The sequence below is a fragment of the Acinetobacter sp. 129952 genome (assembly GCF_056642055.1).
Map to the genome: position 1 here is coordinate 153488 of NZ_JBWVSU010000007.1, position 13047 is coordinate 166534.

The window sequence follows — 13047 nt, forward strand, 5'->3', positions numbered from 1 at the left end:
TTATTACCCCACTAAAGAAATCAGATATTGGCCATAGCCATTTTTATTCATTGTTTGACCAATCGCTAAAACTTCCTCTCTGCTCAACCAGCCATTATTTAAGGCAATTTCTTCCAAGCAGGCAACTTTATAACCTTGACGTTTTTCAATAGTTTCTACAAATTGAGCTGCTTCAAGCAGGCTGCCCTGTGTACCTGTATCTAACCAGGCAAAACCACGCCCTAATAATTCAACATTTAAATCACCGCGCTCCAGATATGCCTGGTTAATTGAAGTAATCTCTAACTCTCCTCGCTCAGATGGTTCTACTTGTTTGGCAATTTGAATCACATCATTGTCATAGAAATATAGGCCCGTCACAGCGAAATTAGATTTAGGATGTTTCGGTTTTTCTTCAATTGACATAACACGTTGCTGTTCATCAAATTCTACAACACCAAAGCGTTCAGGATCTTTCACCTGATAGCCAAATACAGTTGCTCCTTTTTGCCGTGCTGCAGCCTGGCGTAGCATAGGGGTAAAACCTTGCCCGTAAAAAATATTATCGCCCAGCACCAAACATACATTGCTTTGACCAATAAATTTTTCGCCCAGGATAAAGGCTTGTGCTAAACCATCAGGATGAGGCTGAATCGCATAACTCAGCTCCATGCCAAACTGTGAACCATCTCCTAATAAACGCTTAAATCCCTCAATATCCTCCGGAGTACTAATGATAAGAACTTCACTAATACCGGCTAACATCAGGACAGATAATGGGTAATAAACCATTGGTTTGTCATAAATCGGAAGTAGCTGTTTCGAGATCCCTTTAGTTATTGGATGCAAACGTGTGCCCGAACCGCCTGCTAAAATAATCCCCTTTATTGTTTTTGACATTATACTGCCTCCCCTAAACGTTCACGCTGATACGAACCATCCTGAACACGATGACACCATTGCAGATTATCCAGATACCACTGCACAGTTTTACGGATACCGGTCTCGAATGATTCCTGTGGCTTCCACCCCAGTTCCCTCTCAATTTTTGAGGCATCAATGGCATAGCGTAAATCATGTCCAGGCCGATCCTGAACAAAGGTGATTAAGCTTTCGTAACTTTGCCCGTTCAGTTGTGGTTTTAATTCACCTAAAATCTGACAAATAGTTTTCACCACTTCTATATTTTGTTTTTCATTCCATCCACCAATATTATAGGTCTCACCCACTACACCCTGAGTCGCAACCTGATATAAAGCACGCGCATGATCTTCGACAAACAGCCAGTCACGAATCTGCTGACCATCTCCATAGACCGGTAATGGTCTGCCTTCCAAAGCATTTAAGATCATCAAAGGAATCAGTTTTTCAGGAAAATGATAAGGTCCATAATTATTCGAACAGTTCGTGACAACAATCGGCAAACCATAGGTTCTATGCCAGGCCCGAACTAAATGATCTGAACTGGCTTTACTTGCCGAATAGGGCGAACTTGGTAAATAAGGGGTAGTTTCAGTGAATAGATCAGTTGTGTCTTCTAAGTCACCATATACTTCATCTGTTGAAATATGATGGAATTTGAATCTAGATTTTTTAATTTCAGACAAATTTTGCCAATACTTTCGTGTAACCTCTAATAAGGTATAGGTACCGACGATATTTGTACTGATAAATTCAGCCGGTCCATCGATGGAACGGTCCACATGAGACTCTGCCGCCAAATGCATGACCACATCTGGCTCAAAGTCTGAAAATAATCGCGCTAAAGATACATGATCACAAATATCAGTTTGAGCGAATTGATAACGAGGGTGATCCAATACAGAAACTAATGATTCCAAGTTACCTGCATAAGTTAACTTATCAACATTTAAAATATGATGTTCAGTCTCTTTAATGATATGCCGGATGACAGCAGATCCAATAAAACCAGCCCCACCGGTCACCAATATTTTCATCATCATTTTTAGTGTCCTTTAATATTTTTATTTTACTTTTCACAAATTATTTTTAATGTATTGCTGCCTTCTGGGCATATCTATTTTTATTGATTTGTTCATAAGATATATTAATATTATTACACAAACCACTTATAAAAAAGTAGATGCTTAAATGTAGTTACATTTTATAATTTTAATTAACTTTTTAGAACTCATCTAAGCATATATAGTCATTAATCTTTTATATATCTTTCAACTAATATTAATTTAATATTCATCAAAAATTTTCTACTAATATTTTAATTAACAAAGTCTTATTTTAATTATTTTAAATTAATTTTTCTTAAAAATCATTTAAAATTTATTTAAATTTAATAAAAATCAACGATCTAAAAAACCTTTAGATTAGATAAAAATTATATAAAAATACTTTCTAATATTGACTATGATTATGCTCTTAATCTTTTCAGTTACATCATCCATTAAAAAATAACAATTGGAAACAATTAATCCTTATTCTAAGACTTAAGTAATTCGCTATATCTCTACAGCTTGTTTAATCAAGGTTTCACGTCAATTTTCGTCCATCTTTTCGCAGTATATTTTTTAAACTTATTAAATTGACTTAAAAATAGCTATAGACAAGGTATGTGATCTATTATATTTTTTAGATGTTAATCACATCAATCGAATTAAAAAATTAATAATTATTAATAAATACCAATTCTGAATATATAAAAATAAAGGGGTTTCAAGTGAACCATAGACACCTTTTAGGTATTTTTACCTTAAGCCTATCTCTAGTTGGATGTGCAGCAATATCCGGCTTTCAAACCTATGATTTACCAAAAGAAGGAATCTATCAAACTGAACTAGGAACTCCAGTCAATCTGATAAAATTGAATCAGGACACCCTGCCTGTATTGCAGTCTGCCCAAACTCATAATCTTAGCCATTATGCTGCTTTATTTCAGACTGAGGTGCAGGATTACCGTTTGAATCCAGGTGATATTTTATCCTTTCAATTATGGGCCTATCCTGAAATTAGCGCCGTTCCTACAGCAAGTGATAATAACAACGGCTACCAAATTGACCGAAATGGTTATATCCACTTTCCGTTCATTGGCCGTTATAAAGCAGCTGGAAAAACCCTTCCGCAAGTGAATCAGGAAGTACGGCGTCAATTAATTCCCTACTTAAACAGCCCGGATGTGGTGGTGAGGGTCATTTCCTATCAGGGACAACGCTATTCAGTGGTCGGTAATGTAAAATCAGCTGGTCAATTTTACTTGTCTGATCAACCAGTCAGTGTTTATACAGCACTCGGTTTGGCGGGTGGTATTAATGAGCAAGGTGACTCTACTTCGATTCAACTTGTGCGGCAGGGTGTAACCTATGACCTGAATACCATTGCACTGGAAAAGGCTGGATATTCCTTGCATAAGCTATTGATTCAACCGAATGACACTCTTTATATCAGTCCTCGTGAAAACCAGAAGATCTATGTCATGGGTGAAGCCAGTGCCAATAAGCCCTTACCACTACGTGACCAAGGCATGACTCTTGCTGATGTATTGGGTGAAAGTGAAGGGATTAACCCCTATTCCGCGAGTTCTAGCCGGATTTATGTCTTACGTGGCAACTCGGACAATCAGATGACTGAAATATATCACTTAAGTCTAAAAAATCTTGGAGATTTTGGCTTGGCGAAACAATTCAAAATGCGTAGCAATGACATTGTCTATGTTGATGCCACAGGTCTGACTCGTTGGGAACGCGTTGTTAGCCAGATTCTTCCATTTTCATATGTCGCTGATTCAGCTATACGATAGGTAACTCAGCTATGAAAATTAAAAATCTTTTCGGGGTCTTTTAGGAAATATGGGTGGTATAAATTAATGACTGAAAATTTATTCATAAGATCCGCCTGCACTCGTAGATTAAATTTATAAATTCAGTGAGTTGGAATAATTATAGTCATCAATGAACACCCACTATTTTGATATAAGCCCACGGACTTCGCCTGCAACCCCATGGTGCTCAAAACTCGATATGAAACAGATTAAATAGAAACCGTATTATTCTGATCATAATAAAAATATCTGGCCTTCAGCTGGTTGATATATTTTAAGAAAGGACAATAAAACCAAAATATGTAGGATTCTTTCTCAGAAAAGCAGCAAGTCTTTGATTAGTTTTTTAGAATTTTATTTAAAAATATATCATCGACTGGAAAAATCACTTTTAAACTTTTAGATAGTAGAATTATGAACAAAAATAACAATACCGAAAATATGATTGACCTAAAAGGGGTGTTCTTTTCCCTGCTCTCGCAATGGAAGCTCATCCTCTTATGTGGTTTGCTCAGCCTGATGGCAGTATTGCTGTACATGCGTACCGCAGCCATCAACTATAAGGTAGATGCCATCGTTCAGGTCGAAGAAAATAAAGGGGCATCAGCTGCCTTATTAGGCAGCTTGTCAAGTATTATTAGTCAGATGTCTTCATCAAATGCTGAGATTGAGGTTTTAAAATCACGCACGATTCTGGAATCAGTGATTGATCGTTTAAATCTGGATCTCCATATTGCGAGCACTGAAGACTCCTTTATCAATCGCCTCATTTACGGCAAAAATTCTCAGACCGAATATCAACCCGAAACTGTACGCTTTAAAGAAGGTGAAAAAAGCTTTGATATCCGTCAGTTTGAAGTTCCCGTAGCGTACCAGGATAAAAATCTCCTACTGAAGTTTCAACCACAGAGCTTTATCTTGATCAATCCAGTGACAGAAGAAACTGTCTTTGAGGGTGCACTTAACCAGCCCGTTCAAGCCAAAACTGCACAGGGAGACTGGAAAATTGCAATCTTTAGTCAAGATAATCTAGATCGCAGTTACCGGATACAAAAACTCTCGTTGCCAACAGCGATTGATTCTATTCTTGCCAATTATTCAGTGACAGAAAAAGGAGAACTGAGTGGAGTTCTGCAGCTTCGCTATCAGGGTCAAGATAAACAGCACATCACTAAAGTCCTGAACACGATTTTAGCGATTTATAGCCAGCATAATATTACGCGCCGTTCAACAGAAACAGCGCAGACACTGGCGTTTCTGGATGAACAATTACCAGATTTAAAGAAACAGCTTGATAATGCAGAATTCGCCTTTAACCAGTTCCGTCAACGGCATAATACAGTTGATATTGCTAAAGAATCTGAATTGTATTTAAATCAGAGCGTCACCTTAGAAACGCAAAAAGTCTTACTTGAACAGAGACAGGCAGAAATAGCTGCCAAATATGCAGCACTACATCCAGCCATGCGAGAAATTACGGCTCAACTTCGTGTGATCAATGGCAAGATTCGTGAACTTAATACAACACTCAAAAATATTCCAGAGATACAACGCCAGTATTTGCAACTGTCACGCGAAGTCGAAGTCAAACAGCAACTGTATACCAACTTGGTAAATTCATACCAACAACTGCGTGTTGCCAAAGCAGGTGAGATTGGCAATGTACATATCATTGATACCGCACTTGAACCGATTGACCAGGTGCAACAGAAAACACCACTGATTCTGTTTCTAGCCTTTTGGTTCGGTATTTTTGTGGGAATCTTGGTGGCATTATTCCGCAATATGCTGCGTTCTGGTGTGAAAGATAGCAGTCAAATAGAATATCAACTGGAGCTTCCAGTATATGCGAATATTGCCCATTCTCCGAGTCAAAAACCTGGGCTAAAACTACTCAAAAAGAAAAAAATTCCTTTTGTATTAGCCCTTAAACATAGCGATGATATTGCGATCGAAAGCTTACGAAGCATACGTACAGCGAGTCATTTCGCCCTAAGCCAGGCCAAGAACAACATCATCATGATTTCAGGCCCAGCACCAAAAGTCGGGAAATCATTTGTTTCCAGCAATCTGGCAGTCATTATGGCGGAAAAAAACAAACGCGTATTGGTGATTGATGCCGATTTGCGTCGTGGTCATATCCACAAATATTTTGATCTGAATAATCAACATGGATTAACTGAATACCTGAATGAGCAGATTACATTAGAACAGGTGGTACAAAACACCAATGTTACGAACTTAAATGTAATCACCTGTGGTGAAAGTTCAGCAAACCCTTCTGAGCTTCTTAATTCAGTACGCTTCAAGGAATTACTACAATCTCTGATTCCGTACTATGACCATATCATTATTGATACACCACCTGTATTGGCTGTTACGGATGCGATTATCGTATCCCGATATGTCGGACTGAATTTAGTGGTGGCGCGCTATGCAAAAACACAAATGAAGGAGCTAGAGCTTACATTAAACCGCTTTAAACAGGCCGGTTGTATCGTAAATGGCTTTATCCTGAATGATATCCAGCGTTCAGCCGGGGGGAGCTATAGTTATGATTACATTTACAGTTATAAGTCTAGAGAACAAAATGGCTGATCCCATTTAGATAAAAAAACCAGCGATTGCTGGTTTTTTTACATCTTTAAACTTCAACAAAACAGCGATGTTCGCTTGCTAAAAAACCACCCATTCTGCAAGATTTCTCAAAATTTTCTGCTAAGATGGAATGAACCTCAACGATAACATTAGATTGGAATAATACATGAGTAAGGCCTTACCGATTGCTGTCGCTGTTCTTTTAGGCGGTGCCGCGCTAGTACCTGTTTACTATGCAACTCAAAACCCAGCTGCTCAAACCACAAAAGCATCTAAAGATGCCTCTGCTGTTTCTAAAATTAGCTATGCACTCGGTTATGAAGTCGCTCATCAAACTCCACCTGAGCTGGATATTAACAGCTTTGTAACAGGCGTTCGCGAAGGTCATGCCCGTACTGCTCCAGCTTATACTGAAGAAGAATTACAAGCAGCTTATGAGCAGTTCCAAAAAGAAATGCAGCAGAAGCAAGTGGATAGTGCCAAACAGGCTCAAGCATCAAGTGATACTTTCCTGACCGAAAATGCCAAAAAAGCTGGAATAAAAACTACAGCATCTGGTTTGCAATATGTAGTGACCAAAGAAGGTACGGGCAAGCAGCCTGCAGCAACTTCAATTGTGAAAGTACATTACACAGGGAAATTAGTTGATGGTACCGTGTTTGACAGTTCGGTTGAACGTGGCGAGCCGATTGAGTTCCCACTCAATCAGGTCATTCCAGGCTGGACCGAAGGTCTGCAACTGATGAAAGAAGGCGGTAAAGCAACCCTGTATATTCCATCTAAACTGGGTTATGGCGAACAGGGCGTGCCAGGTACGATTCCTCCACACAGTACTTTGATTTTTGATGTGGAACTCATCGAAGTAAAATAATCCACGAAAAGGAGAGCAACGCGCTCTCCTTTATTTTGAGAATTAATCATGAAAATACAAACAAGTTTAATGGTTTTACTGCTGAGTTCTGGCAGTCTGTTTGCAAAAGACGTCACCAATAAAAGCCCGGAAGCCGAACAGGTCGGCTACAGCTTTGGTTATCTGATGGGGAAAAGTAATGCAGACTCCTTACAAGGCATTGATCTGGATGCCTTCAGCGCCGGTTTAAAAGCGGCAGCAGCTGGTCAACAGGCGACTTTAAGCGAGGAAGATATGGCGCGGGTCTTGACCCAGTTTAAGCGTCAGGCTGAAGCCAAAGAGCTGATTACCCTGAAAAAGCAGGCTGATGAAAATGCCAAAATTGGTCAGGCTTTTCTGGCTGAAAATGCAAAAAAACCGGGGATAAAAACCACCAAATCAGGACTGCAATATCAGATTCTTCAGAAAGGCAAAGGTAAATCGCCGAGTGCAAATAGTAATGTTCGCGTACATTATGAAGGCCGTTTGATCGATGGTACGGTTTTTGACAGCTCGATTGCCCGCAATCAACCTGTGGTGTTTCGTACCACTCAGGTCATTACCGGTTGGACCGAAGGTTTACAACTGATGAAAGAAGGTGCCAAATATCGTTTCTTCATTCCAGCTGGACTGGCCTATGGACAGATTGGTTCAGGGGATGTAATTGAACCGAACAGTACTTTAATTTTTGATGTGGAATTACTGGAAATTACTAAATAATAAGTCCTATTTTTCCAGATCTAAAATCGGAGAGGTTCTATATTGGCCTCTCTTTTTTTATGGGCTTAAGTATCCTTAAATCGCAGGTTTTCATGTCACATTCCGATCAGTTTTGCTATGTTATGTTTTAATCAAGCAATTCAACAACAATAGAGGACGTCAGCATGGCAGCAATCAAGACTCGCGAAATTCATTATACTGCGCAGGATGGCAGCCCATTAATTGGTTATTTTGCCGCCCCAGAAACAGATACCCCTGTTGCCGGTGTACTGGTCGCACCCGAATGGTGGGGTCGGAATGAATATACCGAACAGCGTGCCCGTGAACTTGCAGAACATGGCTATGCGGCCTTGGCCATGGACATGTATGGTGATAAAAAAGTCACGACCAATTCTGATCAGGCTCATCAGTGGATGATGCAGACTTTTGAAGATCCTGACACTATCGTTAACCGTGCAACAGCAGCCTTGAATGCCCTGGCAGCACAGGATGAAGTCAATGCTGATAAGCTTGCAGCGATTGGTTTCTGCTACGGCGGCAAAGTCGTATTGGATCTGGCACGTTCTAATGCACCTTTAAAAGCGGTGGCGACTTTCCATGCCATTCTGTCGCCAAAAGCACCTGCTCAGGAAGGTCAGGTACAGGCGGAAATCCTGGTGCTACATGGTGAACTAGACAGCATGGTAACCCTGGATGATGTCGCCAGTTTCCGTGAGGAAATGCATGCTGCCAAAGTCGAGCATGAAGTGATTGTTTTTGAAAATGCCAAACATGGCTTTAGCAACCCGCTTGCGGATGAACGGGCCAAAGCCAATGGTGTGGATCTTGGTTACAATGCAGAAGCGGAACAAAAAGGTCTGGCAGCAATGTATGCCTTGCTAGACTGCCATTTGGCATAAATAGAAACAACTATCCGGCTTGTTCACAGGCTGAATATTTTAGATACTTCATGAAGAAAAGAAGATAAATCCTACCAGAGGAGAATGTGTATGATGGCTGAAACCAACTGCCCCTACTGCAATTTTGACGAATATGATGTCATTGCCAAAAATGATTATGGTGTGGTGTTGCCTGAACCAAATTTATTGTCCGAAGGTCATTGTGTGATCATTCCATTGCGGCATGTGGCCTCATTTTTTGAAGTGACTGACAAAGAACGTAAAAGTTTGATGTCTTTATTGGAACAGGCACGCAATGAACTGCAATTACGCTACCAGCCTGCCGGTTTTCATGTCGGTTTTATTGATGGTGAAGTATTTCAGGAAAAGGTTGAACATCTGCATATTCATATTATTCCGCGTTATGCAGGCAAGACCTTGAAGCTGGATGAGCGCTGGGGAATTAACGATTAACCGGATTTTTGATCAAAAATAAATGCTCTCCGGAGCATTTATTTTTATGAAAGCTAAGTTCTATCAAGCTCGATGAACATCTACGTTTTTATCTCACTTTTCACATTCCCACCCTGCTGATTCCGCTATACTAGCTGCTGCTTATTCGGTTGCTATGTGTTCATGTTCGTATTTTCAGATGCCCTGTTGGAATGGTTTGATGTGCATGGTCGTCATGACTTACCTTGGCAGGTGACAGATGACCCCTATAAAGTCTGGGTCTCTGAAATCATGTTGCAGCAAACCCAGGTCAAAACTGTACTGCAATATTTCGAACGATTCATCCAGCGTTTTCCGACTGTTCAGGATTTAGGTCAAGCCTCATGGGATGAGGTTGCACCTTACTGGGCAGGTCTCGGCTATTATGCCCGCGCCCGCAATCTGCATAAAGCTGCCGGCATCGTAACCGCACAGCAGCAGTTCCCTCAAACCCTGGAAGAATGGATGGCCTTGCCCGGCATTGGCCGTTCTACCGCTGGCGCGCTGATGTCACTCGGTTTACGTCAATATGGCGTAATCATGGATGGTAATGTCAAACGGGTATTGTCACGTTTCTTTGCGATTGAGGATGATCTGTCCAAACCCGTGTATGAGCGTGCCCTCTGGCAACTGGCGGAACAGCTCTGTCCTATCGAACGCAATCATGACTATACCCAAGCGATTATGGATCTGGGCGCGACCGTTTGTACGCCGAAAAAGCCTTTGTGTCTGTATTGTCCAATGCAGCAGCATTGCAAGGCACATCAGCAAGGACTAGAAAATGAATTGCCTTTCAAGAAGGCCAAAAAACCGGTTCCGGTACGCTCTGCTCAGGTCTTGCTGATCCAATCTGGTACAGATTGGCTTTGGCAACAACGCCCCAATAGCGGTCTGTGGGGCGGTCTCTGGTGTCTGCCGATTATTGAAAATGCACATGAATTTGAACAGCAATGCCAGCAACTTGGCCTGAAAAATATCCTCAAAAAAGTCCAGATCAGCCATAGTTTCACCCACTTCACCTGGCAGCTTGAAGCAATCGTTTTTGCAGTGGATCAGGATCAGCAGGAACATCTGGCGATTGAACTGCAAGGCAACTGGATGCGTCCAGAGACAGCCATTGATTGCGGTCTGCCAACAGCGATGAAAAAATTGATCTCTGCGGTAAATGTATGACATAGTCTGGACAAAGCAAAAAACCGATCAGCTCAGAATGAGCATTGCCAATATTTAAGGATGAATAGCGTGCGCCAATATCTTGCTTTGACCTGGGTGGCTTTAATTGCCATATTACTAACCGCCTGTAGCAGTACACCGCCCCCCCCCCCTGCTGTACAGCTCAATCCTATCGTCGTGCAAAAACTGAAAAGTATGCGAGTGCCGTCCTCTCTGCCCATCCCGGTGGCACGCGTACAGGCACGTGAATTATCAGATACCTGGGGCGCTTCGCGCAGTCGCGGACGTTTACATGAAGGCATTGATATCATGGCTCCACGTGGAACCGAAGTCTTTAGCGCGACTGAGGGCCTGATTGCAGATTTACGTAACAACAATTTGGGTGGTAAAGTAGTCTGGATTCTGGGCCCGGGCGGCTCCTGGCATTATTATGCGCATCTGGATGGACATAAACGTGGCTTAAAAGTGGGCGACTATGTCAAAAAAGGCCAGCTGATCGGTTATGTCGGCAACAGCGGCAATGCCCGGCATACTGCTCCCCATCTGCATTATGGAATCTATTTACAGGGCAAGGGCCGCGGTGTGGTCAACCCTTATCCCTATTTACGTTAATTTTAGGATATTTACATGTCAGAAGCGTTGATCAATCGTCTGGTGGAATTTGCTGAATCGGGCAATCAACAAAAAATTGTATTGAACGGTCAAACTCACCAGGGCTGGGTGATGGAAATTACCGAGGACGCGCTTCTGATCAGTACCGGTTATGCCGACAAGGCCGGTAAAGACATGTGGATTCAATTTAGCGATCTGGATCAGGCGGAACTGTCGTACTGGGACAATCAGCAAGATCAATGGACTGTTTTTAAATTATAAAACCATAAAAACAAGGAGCATCACATGACTGTGCAACGCTGTGGCTGGTGCTCAGATGATCCGCTGTATATCGCCTACCATGATCAGGAATGGGGACAGGCCCTGCTGAATGAAAATCGCCTGTTTGAAATGCTGTGTCTGGAAGGACAGCAAGCCGGTCTGGCCTGGATTACCGTGCTCAGAAAACGTGAAGCTTATCGTAAACATTTTTTTCAATATTCGATCGAATCTATCGCCTCACTTACAGATCAACAACTCCAAATAAAACTTGAAGATGCTAGCCTGATACGGCATCGCGGCAAACTCAATGCCATTCGGGAAAATGCCCAAGCATGGCTTAAGCTACAGCAGCAAGGGATCAATCTGGTGGAATGGCTCTGGTCTTTTACCCAGCAACCGCGATTGAATAATGATGTTGTGGATTATCGTCAGGCGCCTGCTCAAACCATTGAGAGCCAGAAGATGTCTAAAGCACTCAAACAGGCTGGTTTTAAATTTGTCGGACCCACCATTTGCTATGCCTTTATGCAGGCCGTTGGTATGGTCGATGACCATGAAAATCATTGTGACTTTAAAACAATATCCTCGCATTTAAATAAGAGCTGAAATCATGTCGAATAATATTATTCAAGCTTATGCTGCCATGTCCGCAGGTGCGGAACTGGAACCTTATCAATTCGATGCCGGAGAACTGCAGCCGCATCAGGTCGAAGTCAAAGTGGAATACTGCGGTCTCTGTCATTCTGATATTTCAGTCATTAACAATGACTGGGGTTCTTCAGTGTATCCGGTCGTAGCAGGACATGAGATTATCGGCACCATTACCCATCTGGGTGCAGAAGCCAAAGGCCTGAAAGTTGGGCAACGGGTTGGCATCGGCTGGACAGCGGAAAGTTGTCAATATTGCGATCCTTGTATTTCGGGCCAGCAAGTGCTGTGTACTGGCAGTCAGGTGGCGACCATTGTCGGACATGCCGGTGGTTTTGCCGATAAAGTGCGTGCCGGCTGGCAATGGGTCATTCCCCTACCCGAAGATCTTGACCCTGAAAGTGCGGGTCCCCTGCTCTGTGGCGGAATTACCGTATTCGATCCGATTCTCAAACATCAGATTCAGGCCATTCATCATGTTGGCGTAATTGGCATTGGCGGTTTAGGGCATATGGCAATCAAGCTGCTGAAAGCCTGGGGCTGTGAAATTACCGCTTTCACTTCAAATCTGGATAAAACTGATGAGCTGAAAGCCATGGGCGCTGACCATGTGGTCAATAGCCGTGATTCGGCTGCCTTAAAAGCCCAGCGTGGCAAGTTTGATTTATTGCTCAGTACGGTCAATGTCACCTTGAACTGGCAGGCTTATCTGGCAACTTTGGCACCAAACGGCACTGTACATATGCTGGGTTTACCACTTGAGCCGATGCAGATTCCGGCTGGCATGCTGATTGGCGGAGCCAAGTCAGTCACCGGTTCACCGACAGGTTCGCCGGCGGCATTACGTCAGTTACTCCAATTTGCTGCACGTAAAAATATTGCACCACAAATTGAAGTCTTCCCGATGTCACAGCTGAATCAGGCGATTGAACACCTGCATTCTGGCAAAGCCCGTTACCGGATTGTACTTAAAGCAGATTTTACAGCTTAAATTCAGTCTGTTT

At 42.3% G+C, this 13047-nt stretch carries 13 protein-coding genes; 11 read left to right on the forward strand and 2 right to left on the reverse strand.

What is annotated here, in order from left to right:
* Window positions 1-3: 3 nt before the first annotated feature.
* Together rfbA and rfbB are read right to left on the reverse strand one after the other, a co-directional pair.
* Window positions 4-879, reverse strand: a complete 876-nt coding sequence (rfbA, locus tag AC1IR0_RS09880) for a glucose-1-phosphate thymidylyltransferase RfbA (RefSeq protein ID WP_310077463.1) — start codon at window positions 877-879, stop codon at window positions 4-6.
* Entirely contained in the window at window positions 879-1937 is a 1059-nt protein-coding gene (gene rfbB, locus AC1IR0_RS09885) for a dTDP-glucose 4,6-dehydratase (RefSeq protein WP_310077491.1), read from the reverse strand. The genes rfbA and rfbB overlap by 1 nt, the downstream gene beginning before the upstream one ends.
* Before the next feature lie 737 nt (window positions 1938-2674).
* On the opposite strand from rfbB, the gene AC1IR0_RS09890 reads away from it, so the two are divergent.
* The 11 genes from AC1IR0_RS09890 (at window position 2675) to ahr (ending at window position 13034) form a co-directional block, all read left to right on the forward strand.
* On the forward strand, window positions 2675-3751 hold the full coding sequence (locus AC1IR0_RS09890) for a polysaccharide biosynthesis/export family protein (protein WP_409654313.1): 1077 nt from the start codon (window positions 2675-2677) through the stop codon (window positions 3749-3751).
* Between the two features lie 435 nt (window positions 3752-4186).
* Window positions 4187-6370 carry a polysaccharide biosynthesis tyrosine autokinase gene (locus tag AC1IR0_RS09895; RefSeq protein ID WP_409654316.1) on the forward strand — a complete coding sequence of 728 codons (2184 nt, stop codon included), beginning with the start codon at window positions 4187-4189 and terminating at the stop codon, window positions 6368-6370.
* A gap of 166 nt (window positions 6371-6536) precedes the next feature.
* Window positions 6537-7241, forward strand: a complete 705-nt coding sequence (bamJ, locus tag AC1IR0_RS09900; protein ID WP_180087361.1) for a BamJ family beta-barrel-assembly machinery protein — start codon at window positions 6537-6539, stop codon at window positions 7239-7241.
* A 48-nt stretch (window positions 7242-7289) separates the two neighbouring features.
* Window positions 7290-7979: a BamJ family beta-barrel-assembly machinery protein gene (gene bamJ, locus AC1IR0_RS09905; RefSeq protein ID WP_409654319.1), complete on the forward strand. Its 690-nt coding sequence runs from the start codon at window positions 7290-7292 to the stop codon at window positions 7977-7979.
* Between the two features lie 164 nt (window positions 7980-8143).
* Entirely contained in the window at window positions 8144-8878 is a 735-nt protein-coding gene (locus AC1IR0_RS09910) for a dienelactone hydrolase family protein (RefSeq protein WP_005264532.1), read from the forward strand.
* Window positions 8879-8971: 93 nt separating this feature from the next.
* Window positions 8972-9331 (forward strand): HIT family protein, encoded by a 360-nt coding sequence (locus tag AC1IR0_RS09915; RefSeq protein ID WP_409654380.1) that lies wholly within the window; start codon window positions 8972-8974, stop codon window positions 9329-9331.
* A gap of 162 nt (window positions 9332-9493) precedes the next feature.
* The gene (gene mutY, locus AC1IR0_RS09920; protein ID WP_409654322.1) at window positions 9494-10522 is read left to right on the forward strand and encodes an A/G-specific adenine glycosylase; all 1029 of its coding nucleotides are present in this window, start codon (window positions 9494-9496) and stop codon (window positions 10520-10522) included.
* 69 nt (window positions 10523-10591) lie between these two features.
* The gene (locus AC1IR0_RS09925; protein ID WP_409654325.1) at window positions 10592-11134 is read left to right on the forward strand and encodes a M23 family metallopeptidase; all 543 of its coding nucleotides are present in this window, start codon (window positions 10592-10594) and stop codon (window positions 11132-11134) included.
* Window positions 11135-11149: 15 nt separating this feature from the next.
* Window positions 11150-11395: a hypothetical protein gene (locus AC1IR0_RS09930; protein ID WP_005105012.1), complete on the forward strand. Its 246-nt coding sequence runs from the start codon at window positions 11150-11152 to the stop codon at window positions 11393-11395.
* 24 nt (window positions 11396-11419) lie between these two features.
* The gene (locus AC1IR0_RS09935; protein ID WP_409654328.1) at window positions 11420-12001 is read left to right on the forward strand and encodes a DNA-3-methyladenine glycosylase I; all 582 of its coding nucleotides are present in this window, start codon (window positions 11420-11422) and stop codon (window positions 11999-12001) included.
* Window positions 12002-12005: 4 nt separating this feature from the next.
* Window positions 12006-13034: an NADPH-dependent aldehyde reductase Ahr gene (gene ahr / locus AC1IR0_RS09940; RefSeq protein WP_479741373.1), complete on the forward strand. Its 1029-nt coding sequence runs from the start codon at window positions 12006-12008 to the stop codon at window positions 13032-13034.
* Window positions 13035-13047: the final 13 nt, after the last annotated feature.